Raw genomic sequence first — 25,491 nt, 5'->3', positions numbered from 1 at the left:
ATGACCGGGGCAGAAGGACAATATGACGTGCTGGTCGTGGGCGGCGGCCTTGCCGGCATGAGCGCGGGCCTCCGCGCGGCAGAACTGGGCCTGCGCATCTGTGTGATAGAGCGCGGCGCGGGCGAGCATTACCTGTGCAACAGCCGGTATACCGGCGGGCTGTTCCATATCGGCATGGACGATATGGGATCGGAGCCGGAAGAGATCGTTGCCCGGCTGACCCGCATCACCGGCGGGGAAACCCGCCTGCCGCTGGCCCGCACGCTGGCCCGCAATGCGCGGCGCACGCGGGAATGGCTGGGGCAGCAGGGCGTCGGGCTGATCCGGGTCGGTCCGGACGGGCTGCGGCAGAATTCGCTGGCCCCGCCCGGGGTCCGCAGCACCGGGCTGAACTGGCGCTGGCGGGCGGGCGATGTGATGTTGCGCCGGCTGAACACCCGGCTCCGGTCACTGGGCGGAACATTCCTGCAGGGTGCCGAGGCCGAAGCCCTGAGCCTTGAGCATGGGCGCATCGCCGGGCTGACGATCACCCGCAACGGACAGACCGAACGACTGGCCGCACCGGTTGTGGTGCTGTGCGACGGCGGCTTTCAGGGCAATCGCGCGCTGCTGGGCCAGTATATCTCACCCGCGCCGGACCGGCTTTTGATGCGCAATGCGGAAACCGGGCGTGGTGCGGGCCTGACCATGGCCACCACCGTGGGCGCACGGCTGGTGGGCATGAACAGCTTCTACGGCCATATCCAGTATCGCGCCGCCATGACCGACGGGCGGTTCTGGCCCTATCCCGTGATGGATTCGCTCTGCGTCTCGGCCCTTCTGGTCGATGGCACCGGACGGCGGTTCTGCGACGAAAGCCTGGGCGGCGTGCATGTCGCCAATGCGATGGCGCGGCTGGACGATCCGCTGGCCTGCCATGTGATCTTTGACGAGGCGATCTGGCAGGGGCCGGGGCGCGACTGGCTGCTGCCTGCAAACCCCTATCTGGAACGCGCGGGTGGCCATCTGATCACTGCGGGCAGCCTCGAAGAACTGGCCGGGAAGATCGGCCTTGCTCCGGATGTGCTGAAGAGCTCGGTCGCCGCATGGAATGCCGCCGCGGCGGGCAATGCCGCGTTTGATCCTGCCCGGAGCAACCCCGCCTGTGTCGCGCATCCGCTGCGGCAGGGGCCGTTCCACGCCATCCCGCTTTGTGCCGGTGTGACCTATACGATGGGGGGCATCCTGACCGATGCCGCCGCGCAGGTTCTGGACCATGAGGAGCGGCCGATCCCCGGCCTGCTGGCCGCGGGGGCCTGCACTGGCGGGCTCGAAGGGTTCAGCCGCTCGGGCTATTCGGGTGGCCTGTCGAAATCGGCGATCTTCGGCATGATCGCGGGCGAGACCGCCGCCACCCAGGTCCGCGCCGCCCTGTCGGAGACGGTCGCATGAGCCGGAGACCGCAGGCACCGGCCACCCCGCCGCGCGAAACCGATCTTCTGGTGATCGGGGCAGGCCCCGCCGGAATGGCCGCGGCGCTTTTTGCCCGGCTGCACGGGCTGGAGGTGCTGTTGGCTGAAAAGACCGGGCAGGCCGGGGGCACAGCCGCCACTTCGGCCGGGACCCTGTGGATCCCGGAAAACAGCCAGGGCAAGGCCACCGGAGAACGGGACAGCATCCCCGCGGCCGCGGCCTATCTGGACAGTCTGATTTCCAGCCACTCCCCCCGCACAGACCGCCAGCGCGCGGCCTATCTTGCCACGGGCGTGCAGGCGATAGATTTCCTGCAGGCCAACACCGAAGTGAAATTCCTGCCCTGCGGCCCGCATCCCGACTATCACGCCCGGCTGGGCGCGGCGGTCTCGGGCCGGGCCATCGTGCCCGCCCCGTTCGACGGCCGCCTGCTGGGCCGCGATTTCGAACGGGTGCGCCCGCCCATCCCTGAATTCATGGTCTTTGGCGGCATGATGGTCGGCAAGATGGACATCCCGCGCCTGCTGGGCCGGTTCCGGTCCGTCGGGAACTTTGCCTATGCGGCAGGGCTTTTCCTGCGCTATCTGACCGACCGGCTGCGGTTTTCCCGCGGCACGCGGCTGGTGATGGGCAATGCGCTGGTGGCGCGGATGTTCCATTCGCTGCTGAAGCTGGGGGTCCGGCCGGAGTTCGACACCCGGCTTGACCGGCTGGTGACCGAGGGCGGCCGCGTTACGGGTGCGGTTCTGACCGGACCCGGCGGCCCCTTCACCGTGACCGCGCGCCATGGCGTGGTGCTGGCGACCGGCGGCTTTGCCCATAACGCCGCCTATCGCCGGCGGCTGATGCCGGACCCGATGCCCGAGCGATCGCTTGCCAGCCCGGCCAATCAGGGCGAGGGGATTGCCGCCGCCGAAGCCCTGGGTGCCCGCATCAGCCCCACAGAAAACGGATCCGGCGGGTTCTGGACGCCGGTTTCGGTAACACGCCGCCGGGACGGCACCACCGGGCTTTTCCCGCATCTGTCGCTGGACCGTGCGAAGCCCGGGCTCATCGCCGTGAATGCCGCCGGGCGCCGCTTCGTGAACGAGGCGGATTCCTATCATGATTTCGTGCAGGCGATGTATGCGCAGGGCAATGGCGGCCCATCCATACCGGCCTGGCTGATCTGCGACCGGGACTTCATCCGCAGATATGGGCTGGGCCATATCTATCCCGGCACGACGAACCTGAAGCCCCATCTTGCAAGCGGCTATCTGGTGCAGGGCGACACGCCCGAGGCACTGGCCCGCAGGATCGGCGTCGATCCCGAAGGGCTGTGCACCACGCTGGCGCGCTACAACGAACAGGCCGCCCGCGGTGTGGATGAGGATTACGGCAAGGGCCATTCCGCGCTGAACCGGTTCAACGGTGATCCTTCCGTAGGACCGAACCCCTGTCTTGCCCCCGTCGGCACCGGCGAGCTTTTCGCGATGCAGGTCTGGCCGGCCGAGATCGCCTGCAGCGCGGGCCTGTCCACCGACGAAGACGCGCGGGTGGTCGATGACCGGGAACGGCCGATCCCCGGCCTGTTCGCCTGCGGCAACGACATGGCCTCGGTCATGGCGGACAGCTATCCCGGCCCCGGCACGACCCTTGGCCCGGCGGTGGTTTTCGCCTGGCGCGCGGTTCAGGCCGCCCTGCGCCCCGTTCCCCAAACAGATGCCGAAGCGCCCCCGGGTGCAGCACGGCAGACAGACCTACAGCGGAGGAGCTCATGACACCCAAAGACACCGGCCCGCCCGTCAGGCCCCGCAAGACGGAGCCCCGGACATGCTGATCCAGATCCTGAACGGCCTTGTCTACGGCGGGCTTCTCTACATCGTTTCGGTCGGGCTGATCCTGATCTTCGGGCTGCGGCGCGTGGTGAACTTTGCCCATGGCGGGTTCTACATGCTGGGCGCCTATGTCGGCTATGCCGCGGCCATGCTCTTCGGGTTCTGGGGCGGGCTGGTCGCCGCGGTGGTGATCCTGGGCCTGATCGGCATCCTCTTGGATTACGGCGTCTTCCGGCCGCTGCAGAACGCCGATCATATGGTGACGGTGCTGGTCACCTTCGGCATCCTTCTGGTGTTCGAGGATTTCGTCCACATGATCTGGGGCGCCGACACCCTGTCCGTCGCGGCGCCCTGGCCGCTGCAGGGCACCGTGCAGCTGGGCGAAATCTCTTTCCCCGTCTACCGTCTCTTCGTGGTGGCGGTGGCCGTCGCGGTCGCCGCGGGCCTGACCCTGTGGCTGAAGCTTGGCCGGTCCGGCCTATATGTCCGCGCCTCCAGCGTGGATGCGCTGACCACCGGCATGCAAGGGGTGAACACCGAACGGCTGAGCCTTTCGGTCGTGGGGCTGGGCACGGCGCTGGCGGGCCTGTCCGGGGTGATCGCCTCGCCGCTGCTGGCGCTTTCGCCGTCAATGGGCAGCACGATCCTGATCGAAAGCTTCATCGTCGTGGTGACAGGCGGCCTCGGGTCCTTTGCGGGGGCCTTCGTGGCGGCCATGGTGATCGGGCAGGTCCATAACATGGGCATCGTCTATCTGCCCGATGTCTCCTCGATGCTGCCGCTGCTGCTGATGGTGGCCGTGCTGATCCTGCGGCCCGGCGGATTTGCGAGGTCGGGGGCATGAGCAATATCTCCACCTCGGTTCCGACCCGCGCGCCGATCCGGTCCCGGCGCAGCATTGCGCTGCTGGTCCTTGGACTGACAGTGCTGCTGGCGGGATATGCGCTGCCGTTCCTCGGCCTGCCGCGCAATGTCCTGACGCTTCTCACCTCGGCCTCGATGACGGCGATCCTTGCCACCGGCGTCGGCTTTCTGGTGCGGCAGGCCGGGCTGACCAGCTTTGGCCATGCCGCATTCTATGGCGGCACCGCCTATCTGATCGTGCTGCTCAGCGTGCATTCCGGCCTTCCCGGAGAGCTGATCGTGCTCTCTGCCCCGGTGATCGTGACGGCTGCGGCCTTCGGTCTGGCCTTCATCCTTCTGCGCACCCATGGCGTGGCCTTCTCGATGCTCAGCCTTGCGGTGGCACAGGCCCTGTTCGAGCTGATGATGCGCTGGCGCGATCTGGCCAATGGCGAAGACGGGTTGCGCATGCGTCTCCCGCGGGAGCTGTTCGGCCTGAAACTGACCTTCTTCCAGAAGGCCGATACGATGTTTCTGGTCAGCTGGAGCGTGCTGGCGCTGATCATCCTGGGGCTTGTGCTGCTGGCCCGGTCGAATTTCGGCACCCTGACCCTGGCTATCAAGAACAATGAAGAGCGCGCCCGCTTCATCGGCTACCGCACCCTGATGCCGCGCGCGCTGATCATCGCGCTTTCGGCCTTCATCGCGGCCGTGGGCGGCATGCTTTTCGCGCTGTATCACGGCTATGTCACGCCCGGCATCCTGCACTGGAGCCTGTCGGGAGAGGCGCTGATCATCGCCATCATCGGCGGCACCCGTGCCGTCTGGGGGCCGGCGCTTGGCGCCTTTGTCTTCGTGATCCTGCGCGATCTGGCCAGCAACTACACCACGCACTGGCAGTCCATCGTCGGGCTGACGCTGATTGCCGTCGTCCTGCTGATGCCCAAGGGGATCAGCGGGGTGATCACCGGCTTCCTGCAGCCCAAGCGGAGGAACGGCGATGACTGAACCCTATATGCTGGATGCCACGGGGCTGACCCGGCGCTATGGCGGGTTCACCGCGCTGAACAATGTCAGCCTCCGGGTGCGCGAGGGCGAGATCCGCGGCCTGATCGGGTCGAACGGCGCGGGCAAGTCCACCTGCATGGATGTGCTGACCGGACGCGGCCGCCACCCCACCGGCACCGTCCGGCTGGCAGGCCGCGACATCTCGCATCTGACCGAGCGGGAGCGGCGTGCCTTCGGCCTGTCGCGGTCGTTCCAGAAGACCAACATCTTCCCGGAGCTGACCATCCGCGAACAGGTGGAACTGGCGGCCCGCCGGGCCGAGATCGACAACACCGACGAGGTTCTGGAAGAGCTGTCTCTGGCGGCGCTGGCCAACCGCCCGGCCTCGGACGTGTCCTATGGCGATCAGCGCCGGGTCGATCTGGCGCTGGCGCTGGTGGGCAAACCCAAGGTCCTGCTGCTGGACGAACCCGCGGCCGGGCTGACGATCGAGGAATCCCTGTCGCTGGCCCGTCACCTGCGGTCTCTGGCCGAACGCTGGCGGCTGACGGTCGTCCTTGTCGAGCACGACATGGAGGTGATCTTCGCCATCTGCGACCGGCTGACCGTCCTGCATCTGGGCGAGGTCCTGACCGAGGGCGACCCCGCCACCGTCCGCGACGACCCCGAGGTCGTCCGCGCCTATCTGGGGAGCACCTTTGCATGACCGCGCTTCTGGAACTGGAGGATGTGCATTCCGCCTATGGCTCTGCCCGGGTGCTGCACGGCGTGTCGATCCGGGTGGACAAGGGCGACCGGGTGGCGCTGATCGGGCGCAACGGCGTGGGCAAGACCACGGTGGTGAACACCTGCATCGGCGCGGCGCGGCTGACCCGCGGCCAGATCCGTTACATGGGGCGGACACAATCGCCGATCCGGGCCTATGGCGCGGCGCGCAGCGGCATTTCCATCGTCCCGCAGGGCCGCCGGATCGTGCCGGGGCTGACCGTGCGGGAAAACCTGCTTCTGGGGGCCGCCACCGGGCGCAGGGGGCCGTGGTCGGTGGATGCGGTCTTCGGCATGTATCCGATCCTGCGCGAACGGGCCGATGGCCTTGGCACCGCGATGAGCGGCGGCCAGCAGCAGATGCTGGCCATCGGCCGGGCGCTGATGTCGAACCCGGACCTGCTGATCCTGGACGAACCCAGCGAGGGGCTGGCCCCGGTGGTCGTGGACGAGCTGGGCCTGTCGCTGCGGCGGCTGGCCGATCAGGGCACGGCGATCCTGCTGATCGAACAGAACTTCGGCCTGATCCGGGCCGTGGGCGACCGGCATTACGTCATGTCCAAAGGCGCCGTGGTCGAGGAGGGCCACCTGGCCAGCCTGACAAACGAGGAACTGAAGAAACACGTTTCGGTGTGAAACCCGGTCACGGACCGGAAGGGAGGAGAGAAGAATGACGAAGTTCAATTTGCGCGCGGGTGTCGCGCTGGCGGCACTTCTGGCCGGTTCGGGGCTGGCACAGGCCGAGGGAGAGCCGATCCGTATCGGCGTGCCGACCGCCCTGACGGGCGCCTATGGCTCTCTGGGTGAGCAGGTCAGCCGCGCGGTGGAATTCGCCAAGGATGAGATCAATGCCAAAGGCGGCATCGACGGCCATCTGGTCGAGGTGCAATATCTGGACACCCAGGCCAAGGCCGAAAACGCCCGGGCACAGGCCGAAAAGCTGGTGAACGACGGCTATACCATCCTCTTCGGCTCCATCGCCTCGGGCGAGGCGCTGGCGATCGCGCCCATGCTGGAACCGTGGGATGCCATCGCGGTGGGCACCACGGCCAAGGCCGATGTCCTGACCGGCGCGGAATGCACCCCGCGGTATTTCCGTGCCAATATCCCGGATTATGCCGATGCGGCGGCGGTCGGCGCCTGGCTGAAGGACCAGCCGGAAAAGAAATGGGCGATCATGGGGTCGGACACCGCATGGGGCCGCAACTCGGGCGCCAGCTTTACCGAAACTGCGGGCGGCCTTGGGGGCGGGATCGTCTCGGAAGGCTATGCCGGGCTGGGGACCAATGACTTTGCACCCTATATCCAGAGCATTCTGGATTCCGGGGCCGAGGGGCTGTGGGTCGCGCTGGCGGGCCGGGATGCGGTGAACTTTGCCCAGCAGGCCAAGCAGTTCGGCCTTCTGGACAAGATCAAGGTCGCCGGAACCAGCTTTGTCACCGACAGCACGGTGAAATCCCTGGGCGAGGCCTCCGAGGGCATCTACGGCATCATCAACTATTCCGCCACGCTGGACACGCCCGAGAACAAGGCCTTCGTCGCCGCCTGGGACCAGAAGTATCCGGGCACCTGGCCGACGAATTTCGAAGCCGATGCCTATATCGGACTGCAGATGCTGTTCGCCGCCATCGACGCGGCCGATAGCATCGCGCCCGAGGATATTGCCGGGGCGCTGGCGGTGGCCAAGGTCGATACCATCATCGGCCCGCTGGAAATGCGCACCGCCGATCATCAGGCGATCCGCGGCAACTATTTCGGACAGGTTCAGGCCGTGGATGGGGTGATGCGCCCGGTGATCCAGCTGGAGATTCCCGCCAGCGTCTCGATGCCCGAGGCGGACCCCGACTGCCAGCTCTGAACCGGCAGCACGGGCGGGGATATCCCCGCCCGTGCCTGACATGCAGGACCTTTCCATGATCACCTTCGATTTCACCGGCCGCACCGCCATTGTCACCGGCGGCGCCCGCGGCATCGGCCGGGCCGTGGCGGACCGGCTTCACCATTCCGGCGCCCGTGTCGCCATTTGGGACCTGCGGCCACCGGAACCCTCGGAAGGGCCGTTTGCCACCCTGCCCGCGGCCTTTCATGTCGAGCTTCTGGACGTTACCGACGAAGCGGCCGTCGTCGCCGCCACGAAACGCTCTGCCCGGATGCTGGGCGGGCGGATCGACATCCTGATGAACGGCGCGGGCGTGACCGGCCCCACCAAGCCGCTGGAGGAGTTCACACTGGCCGAATGGCGGCGCGTCATCGGCATCAATCTGGACAGCGCCTTCCTGTGCAGCCGCGCGGTCATTCCCCGGATGAAGGCGGCGGGCTACGGCCGCATCGTCTCTATCGCCTCGGTCGCAGGCAAGCAGGGCAATCCCGGCATGACCGGCTACAGCGCCGCCAAGGCGGGGGTGATCGCCTTCACCAAGGCGCTCGGGCTGGAACTTGCCGGCAGCGGGGTTCTGGTGAACTGCATCACCCCCGGGCTGGTGCGGACCGAACTTCTGCGCGAGATGACCGACGAGGCGATTGCCGATACCGCGGCAAAGATCCCGCTGCGCCGCCTTGGCACAGTCGAGGAAATGGCCGCACAGATCCTGTGGATCGCGTCAGAGGAATGCAGCTTCGTCACCGGCGCCGCCTTCGATGCCTCCGGCGGAAGGTCCAGTTTCTGATCCCGCACCCTTTCAACCGAGCAAGGTTCACCGGAGACGGGTTCGCCCTTTCAGAGCCGCGGGCTGATACCGCCCGAGACGGCAAGGATTTCACCGGTGACGAAACGGGCGGCGTCAGAGGCGAAAAAGGCCACGGCTTCGGCCACCTCTGCCGGTTCGGCAAGACGGTGGTTGAAGGCCATTGCGGTCAGTCGTGCCACCTCATCCGCCGGAATGTTCCGGGTCACGGATGTGCGGGTCAGCCCCGGTGCCACGGCATTGACGGTCACCGCAGGGCCAAGCTCTGCCGCAAGGCTGCGCGTGATCGACGCGACCGCCGCCTTGGCACCGGCATAATCCGCCTGCCCCGCCTCACCCCCATAGACGACCGAGGCGAAATTGACGATCCGGCCAAGCCCGCGCTGCATCATGCCCGGGGCAAATGCCCGGACCAGATGAAAAATCCCCATCAGGTTCAGATCGAACGTGGCGCGGAAGCGGGCCTCGTCCATCTGCAGAAACGGGGTGTAAAGGTCGGCGGAACGGATCCCGCCCACCGTGTTGACCAGAACATCGGCCCCGCCGGCCCCTTCAAGAACCAGCGTGGCAAAGGCCGCGGCTTCGGCCGCCACCGTCACATCAGCGCGGCGGCTTTCGATCCGGGCGGCCGGATAATCAGCCGCCAGCGTGGCGGCGGTTTCAGCCAGCCGCCGCCCCGATATGTCTGTCAGGACCAGAACATCCGCCCCGGCCTGCAACAGGCGGCGGGCCACCGCATGGCCCATCGGCCCGCCTGCCCCGGTCAGGGCAACGCGCGGCCCGGCAATCCCGGTCACGTCCGGGCCGCCTCATATTCGGCCCGCAGCTCATTGCGCAGCGCGAATTTCTGGATCTTGCCCGAGGCGGTGGCGGGCAGCCGGTCGCGCAGTTCAAGACGTTCGGGGAAATACTGCCGGGCCAGATGCTGGCTTTCGAGAAAGGAAACCATCCCCGAAAAGTCAATCGCCTGACCGGCGCGCGGCACCACAAAGGCACAGGCGCGTTCCCCCAGGCGATCGTCGGGATAGGCGACGATGGCAACCTGCTGCACGGCCGGATGCCGATACAGCAAAGCCTCCACCTCGACGACGGGGATATTCTCGGCCCCGCGAATGATCACATCCTTGGACCGGCCACAGATCCGGATATAGCCCTCGGCATCCATCCGGGCGAGGTCACCGGTGTCGAACCAGCCCTCGGCATCAGTGCTGTTCCACTGCGGACGCTTCAGATAGCCCGCGAAATTGGAACAGCCGCGGACGAACAGCTCTCCCTCATGCCCCGAGGCAACCGGACCGCCGTCCGCCCCGCGGATCTGCAGCTCCATCCCCGGAAGCGCAAAACCATCGGTATTGACCGAACGGTCGTCGGGATCTTCGGGCGCCACCACGGTAACCGCGCCGTTTTCAGTCATCCCCCAGGCCGAGATGACCTTGGCGCCCAGTACGCGCTGCCCGCGTTCAACCAGGGCGCCGGGAATGGCTGTCCCTGCGCAAAGGAAAATCCGCAGCGACGTGGCATCTGTGCGCCCCTCTTCCACGGCGGATGTCAGATCCATCAGGAACGGGGTCGAGGCCATGGTGAAGCTGACACGCTCTTCGGCAATGACCCGGGCGGCCAGCGTCTTGTCCCAGCTGTCCAGCAGGACCATGCGCGCCTTCAGCATGACGGGCATCAGGAAACCATACATGAACCCCGTCTGATGCGCCATGGGCGAGGCCATGAGCACGATGTCCTCTGCCCCCAGATGCAGCCGGTCGGCATAGGCGATCAGGTTGGAATACATGGTGTTGGCGGTGTGCATCACCCCCTTCGGCTCTCCTGTGGTGCCGGAGGTATAGATCAGCTGGCAGACATCATTGGCATCGCCCCGGTCGCGGGCGCTGATCTCGTGCAGGCCCGGCGCGTCATCCAGCGCCGGGTCCATCAGCAGCGCATCAAAGCTGTTCGCCCCCGCCCCGCCCGCCACGATCACATGATCCAGCGCGGGAAGCTGCGGCCGCATGCCCGCGGCCATGGCCTCATGGTCAAAGCCGCGAAACACCTTGGGCACCACGAAAACCTTGGCCTCGCCATGTTTCAGCATGAACAGCAATTCGTGTTCGCGGAAAATCGGCATCACCGGATTAAACACGACGCCAAGCCGCCGGCAGGCGATGTAGAGGACGACGAATTCCCAGCTGTTCGACAGCTGGCAGGCCAGCACATCGTCCTTGACCAGCCCCAGACGGCGCAGGCCTTCTGCCGCGCGCCAGGACAGTTTTTCGATCTCGCGCCATGTCAGGTCACGCCGGTCGCCTGTGCTGACCATGATCGAGGTCAGCGCCGGGGCATCCGGCTTTTCGGCAAGGCAGATCTCGAAGTAATCCAGCAGCGTCTTGCCCGGCCAGAAGCCCAGAGCCTCCATCCGGGCGCGGCGCGGTTCGATCAGGACTGCGTCAAAATGCATGGGTTCCTCCTCCCCTCACGTTCTGGCTCAGCCGCCGACAGCGGCCTTGCCGGCGCGTTCCCGCGCAATGATGTTCTTCATGATATGGGCGGTGCCGTCGCCGATCTGCAGGCCCAGCACATCGCGCAGCCGCTGCGCGAACGGCAGTTCGTTCGAATAGGCGGCATGGCCGTGGATCAGCAGACAGGCGTGGATCGCCTCATAGGCCAGAAGCGGCGGCCACCATTTCGCCATCGCGGCTTCGGCCACATGGGGCAGGCCCTGATCCTTCAGCCACAGCGCATTCAGGCTGAGCAGACGGGCCGCTTCGACCTTGGTGTCGAAATCGGCCAGCTGATGGGTAATGCCCTGAAAGGCGGCCAGCGGTTTGCCAAAGGCCTTGCGCTCTCCGATATAGGCCCAGGTTTCGTCCAGCGCCTGCCGCGCGGTGCCAAGGCATTGCAGCCCGATCAGCGGGCGCGAGAAGTCGAAACCCTGCATCACCTGCACAAAGCCCTTGCCCTCTTCCCCCAGAAGATGGTCGGCCGGCACCCGCACATTGTCGAAGAAAATGCTGCCGCGACCGATGGCGTGCTGACCCAGATCGGTGAACCGCGTGGTGGAAAGGCCGGGCGTATCCATTGGCACGAAGATGGCCGAAATACCCCGCGCCCTGTCCTCGGGCTGTCCCGTGCGGGCAAAGACCACGGCGCCCTTTGCCTGATCGGCGCAGGAGATCGAGGTCTTTTCGCCGTTGATCACATAATGGCTGCCGTCGCGTTCCATCCGCAGGCCAAGGTTCGCCGCATCCGATCCGCCGCGCGGTTCGGTCAGGGCGATGGCCACGATCAGCTCGCCGCCGATCAGCTTCGGCAACCAGTCCCGCTTGATCTCCGGATTGGCGAATTTGGACAGGATCTGCCCGTTCAGCGAGGCAAGGATGTTGACGTAGCCCATGTTGAAATCGCCGCGCGCGATTTCCTCGATGATCACGCCGGAATAGATCGCGCCCGAGCCGAGGCCGCCGAATTCTTCGGGCAGTTCGGGGGCGATCAGCCCGAGGCGGCCCATCTCGCGCAGAAGCTCCGGCCCGAAGCCGCCGGTCTTTTCGCGGGACTGGTAGCCCGGGGCCAGCTTTTCGGTGGCGAACTTGCGGGCAAGATCGCGCAGCGCGGTCAATTCCTCGGTGTCGAAGATGGTCGGATACATCGCAGGCCCTCGGTTGCTGACAGTCTGGGGGCACCCGGACAAGGCCGGGCCGCCCGTCATCTGGAGGGGAGGCGATTGTTGCAGACGCCGCGGACCCGCGGCGCGCGGGATGCTTCGGCCGGCCCCCTCCCCCGGGGCCGCCCGCAGATCACTTCTGATATTTGCGGAAGTCGGGCTTGCGCTTTTCCTTGAAGGCGATGCCGCCTTCCTTCGATTCATCCGTGTCGTAATAGAGGCTGAGCGCATACATCCCCAGCCCCGCGATGCCGCGCTGATGCTCGGTATCGACGTTGAAGCTGCGCTTGGCGATGGCGATGGCCGTGGGCGATTTCTCCATGATCTCGGCGCACCAGCGGTCGACTTCCGTATCCAGCTGATCGTCAGGCACCACGGTGTTCACAAGCCCCATGGCCAGCGCTTCGGGCGCCTTGTAGCGGCGGCAGAGATACCACATCTCTCGCGCCTTCTTCTCTCCCACCACCCGGGCCAGAAAGGCCGTTCCAAAACCCGGATCGACCGAGCCGACTTTGGGCCCGACCTGACCGAACTGGGCCGTTTCACTGGCGATGGTAAAATCGCAGATGGTGCACAGGACATTGCCGCCGCCGACCGCATAGCCGCGGACCTTGGCGATGACCGGCTTCGGCACGTCGCGGATGATGGAATGCAGATCCTCCATCGGCAGGCCGATGGTACCGCGGCCATCATACTGCCCCTCATGGGCCGACTGGTCGCCGCCGGTGCAGAACGCCTTGGACCCGGCGCCGGTCAGGACGATGACGCCGATCTTCTTGTCCCAGCCCGCCTTGTTGAAGGCATGGATCAGCTCTTCGCAGGTCTTGCCGCGAAAGGCGTTCATCTTGTCGGGGCGGTTGATGGTGATGGTGGCCGCGCCGTCCTTCACCTCATAAAGGATGTCGGTGTAGTCCATGGCTTTCTCCTCAGCCGTGCATCGTCAGACCGCCCGAGACCGAGAGGGTCTGGCCGGTGATGAAAGCCGCGTCGTCCGAAGCCAGGAACAGGATGGCACCGGGCAGATCCTCGGGCTTGCCCATCCGGCCCAGCGGCACGGCGCGGGTGAATGCGGTGCGCAGCTTTTCCTTGTCGCCCGCACCTTCCATGAAGGCCTCAAGCATGGCGGTTTCGGTCACGCCGGGGCAGACCGTGTTGCAGGTGATGCCGTTCCTTGCATGCTCGCGCGCCAGCGTCTTCATCAGTGCGATGATCCCGGCCTTGCAGGCCGAATAGACGCTTTCCCCCGACGACCCGCCACGGCCCGCATCCGACCCGATCGATACGATACGCCCCGGCACGCCGCGCGCCATCATGGACAGGAGCACGGGCTTCGTGATGTTCAGCGCGGTGCGCAGGTTGATGTCGATGATCTTCGACCAGTAGTCTGGTTCGGATTTGACGAAAGGGATGAACAGGTCCCATCCGGCATTGTTCACCAGCACATCGACGGGGCCGAACCCCGCCTCGATCTTTGCCAGGGCGGCCTGTGTCGCGTCATAATCCACAAGGTTCACGACCATCTCGACCGCCTCGCCGCCCTGCGCGCGGATCTCAGCGGTCACCCGCGCGGCGGCCTCGGCGCTGATATCGGCCACGACAACGCGCGCGCCTGCTTCGGCAAAGCGCAGGCAAGTGGCGGAACCGATGCCCCCACCCCCGCCCGTTACGACAACAACTTTACCTTTCAGCCCACGCACGGCATCCTCCCTCAATGTTCACAGGCCACAAGATTCCACAGAAGCACAATAATATCTTGCGATATTCTGTCATACTTAATGCGAATCTCTGGATCAGCCTCCCTGACATTACAAATAGCGGTCCGTAAATATATGTCAATATATTTACGTTATTTGCGCATCATGGCGCAGCTTGACCTTGGACCCGGCGCCGTTCACATTGGCGCCATGGCACGAGACGGCGACAAGTTCAGGGATCTTTCACTGGGGCTGAGCAACCGGCTCTTCTTCCGTCTCTACCAATGCGCCAACATGCTGCACAAAACCGGCACCCGCGCGCTGGACGATTACGGCATCACCACCCAGCAATGGGCGGTTCTGGGCGCCCTGACGCGCCCGGCCTTTGAAAAGGGCGCGCCCGTCGGCGATCTTGCGGCCTTCCTGCTGGTCTCGCGCCAGAACCTTGCCGGCGTTCTGTCCCGGCTGGAGGCGCTTGGCTTCATCGAACGGGCGGTGGCCGAGAACGACAACCGCTCCCGCCTGATCCGGCTGACCCCCAAGGGCCAGGCCCTTTGGGACGAGAATATGCGCCCCGTCATTGCCGATTTCTACGATGCGGCGCTGTCCGGCTTCTCGACCGAGGACAAGATCCACATGATCCATTACCTCGACAAGATGCTGCGCAAGCTCCGGGATATCGACCCCGAAGCCGGCGAGGGGCGGAAGGCCGCCGAATAGCCGCTAAAGGCCCGCGCGCGCCCTGGCCCCGGCCACCAGCGCCTTGGCGATCACGATCTGCTGGATCTGCGTGGTGCCCTCGTAGATGCGGAACAGCCTTGCATCGCGGAACAGCTGCTCGGCCCGGTATTCGCGGATATAGCCGTTGCCGCCATGGACCTGCACGTTGCGATCCGCGATCCGGCCCACCGATTCAGACGCGAACATCTTTGCGCAAGACGCCTCGACACTGACATTCTGTCCGGCATCGCGTCTGCGCGCCGCATCCAGCACCATGCAGCGCGCGGCATAGGCCTCGGCCTGACTGTCGGCGACCATGGCCTGCACCAGCTGAAACTCGGCCAGCGGCTTGCCGAACTGGCGGCGGCCCACCGCATAATCCAGCATGTCGCCGATGATCCGCTCTGACAGGCCCACACAGGCGGCGGCAATATGCAGGCGACCCTTGTCCAGCACCTTCATCGCCGTCTTGAAGCCCTGCCCCTCTTGCCCACCGATCAATGCACTGGCAGGCACGCGACAGTCTTCGAAAATCACGTCGCAGACATGGGCGCCCTGCTGGCCCATCTTCTTTTCCGGCCTGCCCAGCGACAGGCCCGGGGTACCGCGCTCTACCGCAAAGGCCGAAACCCCGGCTGCGCCCTTCTGGGTGGCGTCGGTGCGCGCCATCACGGTGAACACCCCGGCATGAGGGGCGTTGGTGATAAACCGCTTGGTTCCGTTCAGCACATAGAATTCACCCTCCTTGCGGGCTGTCGTCTTCACCGAACCCGCATCCGAACCCACGTCCGGCTCGGTCAGCGCGAATGAGCCGATGATCTCGCCCGAGGCGAGGCCGGGCAGATATTTCGCCCTCTGCTCGGGCGTGCCGTCGATGGCGATGCCCTGCATCCCGATGCCGACATTGGTTGCGAACATCGACCGGAAGGCGGGGGCGGCACGGCCCAGCTCGAAAACGGCCAGCACCTCCTCCTCCATGGTCAGGCCCAGACCGCCGAATTCCTCGGGAGCGGTCAGGCCGAAAAGGCCCATCTCGCGCATCTCGGCCACAAGACCGGCGGGGATGGCGTCGGACTCGGCCACCTCAGCCTCGGCCGGGATCAGCCGCTCGTCCACAAAACGCCGCAGCGTTTGCAGGAACTGGGTCAGTGTCTCGCTGTCCATGGCCATGACATCCTCCCGTAGTTATGGCAATATATTGTTATATAGGAGGCGCCATCATCGTTCGCAACAAGTGTTTTTCGGCCATAAACAGTGATTATAGGGTGGAGTCTGAAAATATCCTTGATAATATAAGACAATATGTTTACGTTCATTCAGGGAGGAACCACCATGAAGGCCATCGTGCTGACCAAGCGCGGCGCCGACGGCGTCGCCTGCCTTGACATGCCTGCGCCTGACTGTCCGCCCGGCTGGGCACGGGTGCGGATGCGCACCGCCTCGGTCAACCGCGTCGATCTTTACATGCGTGACAACGGCGCGGGTATCACCCATGACCTGCCACTGATCATGGGCGTCGATGGTGCCGGAGAGGTGATCGAGGCGCCGGAAGAATCGGGCTTGCATCCCGGCGATCCCGTCGTCCTTTACCCCTATGAATTCTGCGGCCATTGCCGGGCCTGTCTGGCCGGCGATCAGCCGCTTTGCCGGCAGGCCCGGATTTTGGGTGAACACCGCCATGGCACCTTTGCCGAAGAGGTGGTGATCCCCGCCCCCTCGCTGGTGCGGTTGCCGAAGAACGCGGATCTGCGGCAGGCGGGGGTTCTGGGCGTCGCCTATCTGACCGCCTGGCGCATGGTCTTCGGCAAGGCCGCGGCCGGGCCGGGACAAACCGTGCTGGTGCAGGGTGCGGGCGGGGGCGTGGCCTGCGCCGCGGTGCAGCTGGCCCGCATGGCCGGGGCGCGTGTCCTCGTCACCACATCCGGCGCCGAGAAGCTTGCGCATTTTCGCGGCCTTGGGGTCGAAACCATCGACCATCGGTCCGAAGACGTGGTCCGCGCCGTGCTGGACATGACCGCAGGCGATGGCGCCGATCTTGTCATCGACAATGTGGGCGAGAAAACATGGGGCGTGAGCCTGCGCAGCCTTGCACGCGGCGGCCACCTCGTCACCTGCGGCGCAACGACCGGCGCACATCCCTCGGCCGAGATCCAGCGCCTGTTTGTCCGGCAGATTTCCGTCCACGGCTCGACCATGGGCAGCATGGAGGAATTCCGCCGCCTGATCCGCGCCTGGCAGTCCGGCGCCTTCACCCCCGTGATCGACAGCGCCTTTCCCCTGCCCGAGGTGCCCGCGGCTTTTGCCCGTCTCGACCATCCCGCCCGTCTGGGCAAGATCCTGATCCAGATCCCCTGAGGCCCCCATGTATGACTGCATCCTGACCGAAACCCGTGGCCCGGCCGGCCTGATCACGCTGAACCGGCCCGGCGCGCTGAACGCGCTGAACCGGCAGATCACGGCAGAGCTTTCGGCCGCCGCCGCCGCCTTTGACGATGATCCCACCATCGGCGCCATTGTCGTCACCGGCTCGGACCGGGCTTTCGCCGCGGGTGCGGATATCAAGGAGATCAAGGACAAGACCTTTGCCGAGGTCTATGAGGAAGACCTGATCACCGCCACATGGGAAGGGCTGGCCCGGGTCCGGAAGCCGGTGATCGCCGCGGTTTCCGGCCATGCCATCGGCGGCGGATGCGAACTTGCGCTTATGGCAGACATCATCATCGCCGCGGACAACGCCCGCTTTGCGCTGCCGGAAACCACGATCGGGATCATTCCCGGCGCGGGCGGCACACAGCGGCTGACCCGTATCGCGGGCAAGGCCGTGGCCATGGACATGATCCTGACCGGGCGCGCGCTGACGGCCGCAGAGGCGCTGGCCATGGGGCTGGTCAGCCGTGTTGTTCCCGCAGGCACCCATCTGGAGGAAGCGCTGGCGATTGCAGGAAAGATCGCCGCCGCCTCACGGCCGGTGTTGCGGCTGGCGAAAGAGGCGGTGAACAAGGCTTATGAGACCCATCTGCAAGAGGGGCTTTATGTCGAACGCCGCCTGCTTTACGCGACCTTCGCGCTGGAAGACCGGCGCGAGGGTATGAATGCCTTCGCCGAAAAGCGCAAACCTGTCTTCCGGAACCGCTGACCGGTAGGTTTCTGCGGGCGACCCGCAGGCAGGGTTCAACTGCCCGCGTTGCCCCAGATCACCGCATTCTCGTGCCGTTTGATGACGTGTTTCAGATCGTCGAAGGCGCTGATCACATGGCCCGCAAACCGCTCGGCCGCGGGCGCGCGGGCCACATTCACCCGCCGCAGGATGCCCAAGGACCGGTTCGGCTGCGGAATGTCATAGGGCAGCACCGCGATCCGGTTTTCCTTGCGCAAGGCAAAGACGACCGAGAAGGGCAGTACTGCCAGCGCATCGGTTTCGGCCAGTACGTTCACCACGCTCATGAGCGAGCCGCCGGAATAGCGGATGTTCAGATCCGACATGCCTATGGACATGAGGATCATCTGCAGGTCCGACATCAGCGGCGATCCGGGCAGCGGCGCCACCCAAGGATAGGCGGTCAGGTCCTGCGCCTCCAGCGGGCGCTTGCGCATCAGCGGATGGCCCGGGCGGCAGGACACGATGTTGCGGCCGGGCAGGATCTCGGTGAACTCGAACCCCGGACCAAGGTCCAGCACCCCGATCGGCACGATGCCAAGGTCGATCTGCGCAGCCTCCAGCGCGGCGGCGATCTCGGGCAGGTTCATATAGGATTGCTGCACGGTGATGCCCGGTTCGTGCTGCTGGAATTCCCCGATCATCCGGCTGATCATCGCATCCATGAAAAAGGGCACCCCGCCCACCCGCACAAGGCCGGTGGTGCCGCGCACAAACCCCTGCACCGCATCCGACGCCCGGCGCGAGGCGGCGATGATCGCCCGGCCCTGCACCGCCAGCTGCGCGCCAAGGGGGGTGGCCTGAAGCGGACGGCGACCCTTGACGAACAAGGGCTCGGCCACCCGCGCCTCCAGCATGGCCAGCGAGCGTGACACCGCAGGCTGGGTCAGGCCCAGCATCGCGGCCCCTTCGGACACGCCGCCCGCGTCCAGAACGGCCGCAAGCTGCATCAGATGGCGTTCATTCAGCTTCATACCACTGTGCTATACTGTCGGGCGAACAACTCAACCTAAAATCGCCACGGCCGGTCTATCCCTTTGACCAAGGGGAAGGGAGGCCCCGGCGGGATGGACGGCCAGCAGGAGGGGCCGCGGCAGGGCAAGGCCCCGGCAGCGGCAGATGTGGAAACGGATTTCACCGCGCGTCTGGCGCGGCTGCCTGCCTCGCGGCTGACGGGCACGCTCGGTCCGCTGGTGGCGGTGCTGAGCGGGCTGATCCGCGACCTGCGCCTGAGCCCGGCCGAGTTCCGCGCCACATTGGATTACCTGACCGAGGTTGGCCATTATTCCGATGCCCGGCGGCAGGAATGGGTTCTGCTGGCCGATGCGCTTGGCCTGTCGGCGCTGGTCGAGGATCTGGCCACGCCCCGGCCCGCCAGCGCCACGCCCAACACGGTGGCCGGGCCGTTCTACCGCCCCGACGCGCCGGAGCGCGCGAACGGCACGACCATCTCGCTGGATGGCAAGGGCGTGCCCCTGCAGGTCAGCGGCCGGGTAACAGCGCTGGACGGCAGCCCGGTCGCGGCCGCCATGGTCGAAGTCTGGCAGGCCAGCGGTCAGGGCCGCTACGAAAATCAGGAGCCGGACCATCAGCCGGAGAACAACCTGCGCGGCCGGTTCCGCGCGGACGGTCAGGGCCGGTTCGCCTTCGCCTCGGTCATGCCCGGCGGCTATGCGCTGCCGTCGGACGGGCCGGTCGGGCGGCTGATGGCGGCGCTTGGCCTGTGCCTTGAGCGGCCGGCCCATATCCATTTCCGCGTCTCTGCCCCCGGGCATGAGAGGCTGACGACCCAGATCTTCGACCGGGCGCATCCCGCCATCGGCCGGGATGCCGTCTTCGGGGTGAAATCCGAACTTCTGGCAGATTTTCGTGCGGTGCCTTCGCCCGGAGGACAGGAGCGCCGCGCGCTTGACGTGACCCTTGTGCTTTGCCCGCAGCGGCAAGGCTGAACGACCAACGGAGGAGACCCAATGTCCACGATCAGCGGATACCACCACCTGACGATGTCCACGGACGGCGCGCAGGAAGATTTCGACTTCTACACCAAGACCCTTGGCCTGCATTCGGTGAAACGCACGGTGCTGTTTGACGGCGTGCTGCCGGTCTATCACCTGTATTACGGATCGCCCAACGGCGATGCCTCGACCATCATCACCACCTTCCCGTTCCGCAAGCCCGGCGTCTATGGCCGCCGCGGGACCAACCAGTCGCGCACCATCATGCAGGCCATCCCGAAGGGCGCCGCGGATTTCTGGGTGGACCGGCTGAACGCGCGCGGGATTCCGGCGGAAAAGATCACCCGCTTCGGGGCCGACCGGGTGGCCTTTGCCCATCCCTGCGGCATCCCGCATGAACTGGTGGAATCCGACAGCGATACGCGTGAGCCGATCACCAATGACGCGCAGGGCATCGGTAAGGCCCACGGGATCAAGGGCATCTATGGCGGTCTGGTCGCCTGTTTTGACCGCACCGCGATGGAGGACTTCCTGACCATCGCCCTGCCGCTGACCAAAGAGGCCGACAACCACGAAGGCACCGTCTACCGCGTGCCTGATGCCAATGGCGTGATCCAGCGGGTCGAGGTGATCGACGACAAGACCAGCCCGCAAGGCACCTGGACGCTGTCGGGCGGCACGATCCACCACCTTGCGCTGAACACCGGCGATGAAGAAAACCAGATGAAGCTGCGCGCCCATATCGAGGGGCTGGGCTTCACCGATATCTCGGAACAGAAGGACCGGAACTACTTCAAGTCCTGCTACGTCCGGTCGCCCGGCGGCGCGCTGTTCGAACTGGCATGGACCACGCCGGAAGGCTGGGCCCGCGACGAGGCGCCGGGCGAGATCGGCAAGACGCTGGTCTTTCCGCCGTGGTTCAAGGACCGCGAGGCCGAACTGCGCGAAGGTCTGGAACAGGCCGAGTTCGCGTGATGTCCGGTGCGCTCCGTCTGGGGGCGCAGGGCGGCGGGGCAAGGGCGGTCTGCGTCCTTGTCCACGGCCGCGGCCAATCGCCCGAGGAGATGCAGTCGCATATCCTGTCCCGGCTGGACGTGCCGGAGGTGGCCTTCGTGCTACCCCGCGCGCCCGGCGGGGCGTGGTATGCGGCCAAGGCGGTCGATCGGCTGACCGCGGACACGCGGGCAGCCCTGTCGGCGGCGCTGGACCATCTGGCGGCGGATGTGGCGGCGGCGCGGGCGGCGCATCCGGGCCTGCCCCTGGTGCTGGCCGGGTTTTCGCAAGGGGCCTGCCTGTCGCTGGAATATGCCTTCGCGGGCCGCCCCGCCCCGCAGGCGCTGGTCGCGCTGACCGGCTGCCGGGTAGGCGTGCCTGCCGATGACCGGCCACAGTCCCTGCCCCCGCTCCTGCCCGTCTACCTGACAGGATCTGACAAGGACCCGTGGATCCCGGTCACCGCCTTTGCCGAAGCCGCGCTGGAGCTTGGGCTGGCACGTGCGCAGCTGCGCACGGACCTGTTCCCCGACCGCGGGCATGAGGTGTCGGACCCCGAAATTACCATGCTGCAACGGGTGCTGGATGATTTCTGCACCCGAAGCGCCACAGGAATGGCGGCCCCGCGCTAGGGGCCGCCGCTTGCATTTCCGGCCTGCGGAGAGAGGAGCCGCAGGACTTCACACACAGGGAGGATGACCATGCTGACCAGACGGAAATTCCTGCGCACGACGGCGGCCACCGGCCTGACCTTCGCCGCATCGGGCCTTGCCGCGCCTGCCATCGCGCAGGGCGCGAAGATCAAACTGGGCTATGTCTCGCCCCAGACCGGGCCCTTGGCCGGGTTTGCCGAAAGCGATGCCTATAATATCGCGGCCTTCCTCGCCTCGCCCGCGGGGGCGAATTTCGAGGTGGTGGTGAAGGACAGCCAGTCCAACCCCAACCGTGCCGCCGAAGTGGCCAAGGAACTGATCCTGCAGGATGAGGTCAGCCTGATGCTGGTCGCCTCCACCCCCGAAACCACCAATCCCGTGGCAGGCGTGTGCGAGGGCGAGGGCGTGCCCTGCATCTCGACCGTGGCGCCGTGGCAGCCGTGGTTCATCGGCCAGCAGGGCAATCCGGGCGATCCCGGCACCTGGAAGCCGTTCGACTATGCCTTCCACTATTTCTGGGGCATGGAAGATGTGATCGAGGTCTATACCGCCATGTGGAACCAGCTTTCCACCAACAAGGCGGTGGGCGGGCTGTTCCCCAACGATGCCGACGGCAACGCATGGGGCGACAATGCGAACGGCCTGCGTCCGGGGCTGGAGGCCAAGGGCTATGCGCTGACCAATCCGGGCAGTTTCCAGAACCTGTCCGACGATTTCTCGGCCCAGATCAATGCCTTCAAGGCGGCGAACACCGATATCGTGACGGGCGTGCTGATCCCGCCGGATTTCACCACCTTCTGGAACCAGATCCGCCAGCAGGGGGTGAAGCCGAAGATCGTGACCGTGGCCAAGGCGCTTCTGTTCCCGCAATCGGTGGAAGTGCTGGGCGAGGCCGGCCACAACCTGTCGTCCGAGGTGTGGTGGACGCCGTCGCATCCGTTCTCCTCCAGCCTGACGGGCAAAAGCTCGGCCGATCTGGCGGCGGATTTCACCGCGCAATCGGGGCGGCCGTGGACGCAACCCATCGGCTTTGTCCATTCGCTGTTCGAAGTGGCGGCGGATGTGATGGGCCGCGCCGAAGACCCGACCGACGGCGATGCTGTGGCCGAGGCAGTGGCGGCGACCGATCTGAACACGGTCGTCGGCCATGTGGCGTGGAATGGCGCCAATGTGCCGGAGTTCGCGGCCAAGAACGTCTGCAAGACCCCGCTGACCGGCGGGCAATGGCGGATGAAAGACGGCGGCGGCTATGATCTGGTCATCGTCGAAAACGGTGCCGCGCCGGAGATTCCGACCGGCGGCACCATGGAAGCGCTGGCCTGACCGCTGCGACGGCAGGGCCTGCTCCCGGTCCTGCCGTCACGCCTTGCCGGGCTTTTCCCGATAGGCAAGCTGCGCGCGGCTGATCCCCAGCAGCCGCGCCGCAGCCGACAGATTGCCCCCGGCCCGCGCCATAGCGGCGGCGCGGATCTGCGCCTCATGCGCATCAAGACTGAACCCGCCCGCAGCCAGCCGTTGGTCCAGCCACAGGGCAAAGGCGGCATCCGGGGCGGTGTCCGGCGCGGCGATGCGCAGTTGATGCCGGGCCAGTGCCGCGGCGGTCAGCGGCTCATCCGTTCCCCCCTCGACCAGCGCGGCGGTCAGCACGGCTTCCAGCCCGTCCAGCCCCGCGGGAGCCAGCGCCTCGGCCGCACCCGGCGCAAGCCCCGGATCGGCCAGCCCCAATTCATGCGCAAGCCGGGTCAGCAGCCGTGCCGCCAGATCAGCCATGTCACCCCCCCGCGCGGACAGCGCGGGCAGTTCCACCGCCAGGGGCATCAGCCGGATCCACAGCGGCGGCGCGATCCCGCCCGCCGCCAATGCAGAGAGGGTCAGGCCAGAGGTCAACGCCATGCGCGGACGGAGCTGCGGCTCCGCCTCGGCCAGAAGTCCGGCCAGCCGGACCTGCACCGCGGGCGGCATCTCCTCAACCCCCTCGATCAGCAGAAGCTGCGGCACCTCCTTCCGGCGCGGCTTTCTATGGGCGGCGAAAGCGGCGGACAGCGCGCCCACCTCCAGCCCGGCTCCGGGCAGGCGCTGTGCCTCGGCCCCCTGCAGCCGCGCCAGATGCAGCGCCGCCGCCGTCTGGCCCGCATGGCCCGCCCCGGCGATCAGACAGGGCAAGGGCAGACCGGCCGCTTGTTCCAGCTGCGGCAGCACCGGCGCCAGCAGCCGCGCCTCCAACCCTTCGGAGGGGCCTGCCAGAGGGGGCGGCGCGATCTGCGGCTGGCGATGCGCGGCCGGTTCGATCCGGCTGCGGAACAGCCGCACCTCGGCATCCTCCTCGCCCCAGCCTTCGGCCAGACGCCCGACCACCCGGCAGCATTTGTGCCCCTGCGCGGCGCAGGCGGTTTCCTTGTAGACCACCAGCGCCCCGAAGAAGTGGCTGGCATAGCCCGAGGCATAGCCCAGCTGCTGCCAGCAGGCCGGGCCATGGGCCGGGCGCAGCGGATCACCGGCGGCCTCGGCCTCAATGGAATTGTGCCACAGGAATTCGGCGTTGAACCGGCCGCGGGCAAAGTCGAAATCGTTGTGCTGCGTCTCGACCCGGACGATACCGCTGAACATATGCAGCCTTGTGCCCGCGGTGAAGGCATCGCCACGGTCCAGCGCGGGCCATGAGGCGGCCACGAAAGCGGCGTCATGCAGGCCCATCCGGAAGCCGCGGCGCAGAAGGAAGATCCGCGCCTCTGCCTCGCCCAGACGGGCGATCAGCTCACGCCGCAGGATACGGTCTGCCTCAGAATGATAGAGCGCGAGCCGTGCCCCGTTCAGGCGCAGCGCCCCGGTGGCGGCGTCGAACTCCAGCCCGCCCAACAGCTCCCGCAGGGTGGGGCGGCCGCCGCGGTCCATCAGGGCCGAGGATTCAAGGCTGGTGCGGATGCGGGTCATGGCGGCTCGGATCAATGGTATGCATGAAAAGATGAAGACATTTTACTTTTTGAGCAATCATCTTCGGGCCGGATCCGGGGCCACTTCCGCGGGATCATAAAAATTCCTTTATATTCAATGGTTTAAAATTATGCTTGTTTGCTATATTAATAGCGGTTTTCCGCATTTGACTTGCCGCCTGCTGGCCTGCGTTATGTGGCCATCCGCGGCCGTTCTGGGAGGGACGGGCCGCATCTGCCGCAAAATGCACGACAGGACCGGGCCTGCCCGATCCCCCGACCATGCGCCGCTTCCGGCCATGGCCCGTGCCTTCTGCGGCCAAAGGCTGGGAGGAGACCATGGCCGCACTGGAAAAGATGTTCGACGTTCGCGGCAAATCCGTGATCGTCACCGGCGGGGCCAGCGGCATCGGCCGCGCCTATGCCGAAATCATGGCCGAAGGCGGCGCAAAGGTCTGCATCTTCGACATCGACCCGGCGGGGCTGGACCGCACCGTGGCCGAGATCGGCGGCGACACCTGGGGCCAGGTGGTGGATGTGGGCGACCGCCCCGCCATGGCCGCGGCCTTTGATGCAGTGGCAGCAAAGCACGGCCGCATCGACACGGTTTTCGCCAATGCGGGCATCGACCCCGGCCCCGGCTTCAACACCCCCACGGGCGAACGCAACCCCGACGGCGCGATCGAGAATATCCCTGACAGCCAATGGGACCGCGGGATCGAGATCAACCTGACCTCGGTCTATACCACGGTGAAGAACGCGGTGCGGCACATGAAGCCGAACGGCGGGGGTGAGATCATCGTCACCTCCTCCATCGCGTCAGAGATCAACGAAAGCATCGTCGGCACCAGCTATATGCCCGCCAAGGCCGCGGTGAACCATTTCGTGCGGCATATGGCGATGGAACTGGGCGCCTATGGCATCCGGGTGAACGCCATCCTGCCCGGCCCCTTCATCACCAATATCGCCGGGGGCCGCCTGCGCAACAAGGAAGACCGCGCCGCCTTTGAAAGCCAGTCGCTGATCGGCCGGATCGGCGATGTCGAGGATATCAAGGGGCTGGCACTGCTGCTCGCCTCGCCCGCGGGGGCGTATTTCACCGGTTCGCTGGTGGTGATCGACGGCGGATCGCTGATCCGCATGACCTGAACGACCTGACGGCCGGACC

The 25,491-nt window shown here is 66.2% G+C and carries 24 protein-coding genes; 16 read left to right on the top strand and 8 right to left on the bottom strand.

The window, feature by feature from the left end:
* Genes ACO2Q5_RS17695 through ACO2Q5_RS17660 form a run of 8 tightly spaced genes read left to right on the top strand, consistent with a single transcriptional unit; the run spans position 1 to position 8,551 of the window.
* Positions 1–1,431 (top strand): FAD-dependent oxidoreductase, encoded by a 1,431-nt coding sequence (locus ACO2Q5_RS17695; RefSeq protein ID WP_423293505.1) that lies wholly within the window; start codon positions 1–3, stop codon positions 1,429–1,431.
* Positions 1,428–3,212, top strand: a complete 1,785-nt coding sequence (locus tag ACO2Q5_RS17690) for an FAD-dependent oxidoreductase (protein WP_423293503.1) — start codon at positions 1,428–1,430, stop codon at positions 3,210–3,212. Before ACO2Q5_RS17695 ends, ACO2Q5_RS17690 begins: the two co-directional genes overlap by 4 nt.
* Before the next feature lie 52 nt (positions 3,213–3,264).
* Entirely contained in the window at positions 3,265–4,113 is an 849-nt protein-coding gene (locus tag ACO2Q5_RS17685) for a branched-chain amino acid ABC transporter permease (protein ID WP_423293501.1), read from the top strand.
* Positions 4,110–5,120: a branched-chain amino acid ABC transporter permease gene (locus ACO2Q5_RS17680; protein ID WP_423293499.1), complete on the top strand. Its 1,011-nt coding sequence runs from the start codon at positions 4,110–4,112 to the stop codon at positions 5,118–5,120. The genes ACO2Q5_RS17685 and ACO2Q5_RS17680 overlap by 4 nt, the downstream gene beginning before the upstream one ends.
* Entirely contained in the window at positions 5,113–5,826 is a 714-nt protein-coding gene (locus tag ACO2Q5_RS17675) for an ABC transporter ATP-binding protein (protein ID WP_423293497.1), read from the top strand. Before ACO2Q5_RS17680 ends, ACO2Q5_RS17675 begins: the two co-directional genes overlap by 8 nt.
* On the top strand, positions 5,823–6,521 hold the full coding sequence (locus ACO2Q5_RS17670; RefSeq protein ID WP_423293495.1) for an ABC transporter ATP-binding protein: 699 nt from the start codon (positions 5,823–5,825) through the stop codon (positions 6,519–6,521). The genes ACO2Q5_RS17675 and ACO2Q5_RS17670 overlap by 4 nt, the downstream gene beginning before the upstream one ends.
* A 34-nt stretch (positions 6,522–6,555) precedes the next feature.
* Complete coding sequence (locus ACO2Q5_RS17665; protein ID WP_423293493.1) at positions 6,556–7,743, top strand: ABC transporter substrate-binding protein; 1,188 nt, start codon at positions 6,556–6,558, stop codon at positions 7,741–7,743.
* Positions 7,744–7,798: 55 nt separating this feature from the next.
* A complete protein-coding gene (locus ACO2Q5_RS17660; RefSeq protein WP_423293491.1) occupies positions 7,799–8,551 on the top strand; it encodes an SDR family oxidoreductase in 753 nt (250 codons plus the stop codon).
* 50 nt (positions 8,552–8,601) lie between these two features.
* On the opposite strand, the gene ACO2Q5_RS17655 is transcribed toward ACO2Q5_RS17660, so the two are convergent.
* The 5 genes from ACO2Q5_RS17655 to ACO2Q5_RS17635 form a co-directional block, all read right to left on the bottom strand.
* Complete coding sequence (locus ACO2Q5_RS17655) at positions 8,602–9,366, bottom strand: SDR family NAD(P)-dependent oxidoreductase (RefSeq protein WP_423293489.1); 765 nt, start codon at positions 9,364–9,366, stop codon at positions 8,602–8,604.
* The gene (gene aliA, locus ACO2Q5_RS17650; protein WP_423293487.1) at positions 9,363–11,018 is read right to left on the bottom strand and encodes a cyclohexanecarboxylate-CoA ligase; all 1,656 of its coding nucleotides are present in this window, start codon (positions 11,016–11,018) and stop codon (positions 9,363–9,365) included. The genes ACO2Q5_RS17655 and aliA overlap by 4 nt, the downstream gene beginning before the upstream one ends.
* A gap of 27 nt (positions 11,019–11,045) precedes the next feature.
* Positions 11,046–12,206: a cyclohexanecarboxyl-CoA dehydrogenase gene (gene aliB, locus ACO2Q5_RS17645; protein WP_423293485.1), complete on the bottom strand. Its 1,161-nt coding sequence runs from the start codon at positions 12,204–12,206 to the stop codon at positions 11,046–11,048.
* A 148-nt stretch (positions 12,207–12,354) separates the two neighbouring features.
* Positions 12,355–13,137: a 2-ketocyclohexanecarboxyl-CoA hydrolase gene (gene badI, locus ACO2Q5_RS17640; RefSeq protein WP_423293483.1), complete on the bottom strand. Its 783-nt coding sequence runs from the start codon at positions 13,135–13,137 to the stop codon at positions 12,355–12,357.
* 10 nt (positions 13,138–13,147) lie between these two features.
* Positions 13,148–13,918 carry an SDR family NAD(P)-dependent oxidoreductase gene (locus ACO2Q5_RS17635; RefSeq protein ID WP_423293481.1) on the bottom strand — a complete coding sequence of 257 codons (771 nt, stop codon included), beginning with the start codon at positions 13,916–13,918 and terminating at the stop codon, positions 13,148–13,150.
* Between the two features lie 162 nt (positions 13,919–14,080).
* On the opposite strand from ACO2Q5_RS17635, the gene ACO2Q5_RS17630 reads away from it, so the two are divergent.
* Entirely contained in the window at positions 14,081–14,635 is a 555-nt protein-coding gene (locus tag ACO2Q5_RS17630; RefSeq protein ID WP_423293479.1) for a MarR family winged helix-turn-helix transcriptional regulator, read from the top strand.
* Between the two features lie 3 nt (positions 14,636–14,638).
* Here the strand turns inward: ACO2Q5_RS17630 and ACO2Q5_RS17625 are convergent, their stop codons facing one another.
* Positions 14,639–15,805 carry an acyl-CoA dehydrogenase family protein gene (locus ACO2Q5_RS17625; RefSeq protein ID WP_423293477.1) on the bottom strand — a complete coding sequence of 389 codons (1,167 nt, stop codon included), beginning with the start codon at positions 15,803–15,805 and terminating at the stop codon, positions 14,639–14,641.
* A gap of 162 nt (positions 15,806–15,967) precedes the next feature.
* Between ACO2Q5_RS17625 and ACO2Q5_RS17620 the strand changes: the two genes are divergently transcribed.
* Together ACO2Q5_RS17620 and ACO2Q5_RS17615 are read left to right on the top strand one after the other, a co-directional pair.
* On the top strand, positions 15,968–16,990 hold the full coding sequence (locus ACO2Q5_RS17620; RefSeq protein WP_423293475.1) for a zinc-binding dehydrogenase: 1,023 nt from the start codon (positions 15,968–15,970) through the stop codon (positions 16,988–16,990).
* A 7-nt stretch (positions 16,991–16,997) separates the two neighbouring features.
* Positions 16,998–17,771: an enoyl-CoA hydratase-related protein gene (locus ACO2Q5_RS17615; RefSeq protein WP_423293473.1), complete on the top strand. Its 774-nt coding sequence runs from the start codon at positions 16,998–17,000 to the stop codon at positions 17,769–17,771.
* 35 nt (positions 17,772–17,806) lie between these two features.
* On the opposite strand, the gene ACO2Q5_RS17610 is transcribed toward ACO2Q5_RS17615, so the two are convergent.
* Positions 17,807–18,766, bottom strand: coding sequence for a LysR family transcriptional regulator (locus tag ACO2Q5_RS17610; protein ID WP_423293471.1), 960 nt, complete (start codon positions 18,764–18,766; stop codon positions 17,807–17,809).
* A gap of 93 nt (positions 18,767–18,859) precedes the next feature.
* On the opposite strand from ACO2Q5_RS17610, the gene ACO2Q5_RS17605 reads away from it, so the two are divergent.
* The 4 genes from ACO2Q5_RS17605 (at position 18,860) to ACO2Q5_RS17590 (ending at position 22,716) form a co-directional block, all read left to right on the top strand.
* Positions 18,860–19,741: a dioxygenase gene (locus ACO2Q5_RS17605; RefSeq protein WP_423293469.1), complete on the top strand. Its 882-nt coding sequence runs from the start codon at positions 18,860–18,862 to the stop codon at positions 19,739–19,741.
* Between the two features lie 21 nt (positions 19,742–19,762).
* On the top strand, positions 19,763–20,722 hold the full coding sequence (locus tag ACO2Q5_RS17600) for a VOC family protein (RefSeq protein WP_423293467.1): 960 nt from the start codon (positions 19,763–19,765) through the stop codon (positions 20,720–20,722).
* A complete protein-coding gene (locus ACO2Q5_RS17595) occupies positions 20,722–21,372 on the top strand; it encodes an alpha/beta hydrolase (RefSeq protein WP_423293465.1) in 651 nt (216 codons plus the stop codon). Before ACO2Q5_RS17600 ends, ACO2Q5_RS17595 begins: the two co-directional genes overlap by 1 nt.
* Positions 21,373–21,441: 69 nt before the next feature.
* Positions 21,442–22,716 (top strand): ABC transporter substrate-binding protein, encoded by a 1,275-nt coding sequence (locus ACO2Q5_RS17590; protein ID WP_423293463.1) that lies wholly within the window; start codon positions 21,442–21,444, stop codon positions 22,714–22,716.
* 36 nt (positions 22,717–22,752) lie between these two features.
* Here the strand turns inward: ACO2Q5_RS17590 and ACO2Q5_RS17585 are convergent, their stop codons facing one another.
* Positions 22,753–24,324, bottom strand: a complete 1,572-nt coding sequence (locus ACO2Q5_RS17585; RefSeq protein ID WP_423293461.1) for a XylR N-terminal domain-containing protein — start codon at positions 24,322–24,324, stop codon at positions 22,753–22,755.
* Between the two features lie 338 nt (positions 24,325–24,662).
* On the opposite strand from ACO2Q5_RS17585, the gene ACO2Q5_RS17580 reads away from it, so the two are divergent.
* Positions 24,663–25,472, top strand: a complete 810-nt coding sequence (locus ACO2Q5_RS17580; RefSeq protein WP_423293459.1) for an SDR family NAD(P)-dependent oxidoreductase — start codon at positions 24,663–24,665, stop codon at positions 25,470–25,472.
* The last annotated feature ends 19 nt before the right edge of the window (positions 25,473–25,491 follow it).

It is taken from the genome of Neotabrizicola sp. VNH66 (genome assembly GCF_049445895.1).
GTDB lineage: Bacteria > Pseudomonadota > Alphaproteobacteria > Rhodobacterales > Rhodobacteraceae > Pseudogemmobacter.
Note: the sequence above shows the minus strand (reverse complement) of the source record. Positions and strands in the feature narration are given on the sequence as shown.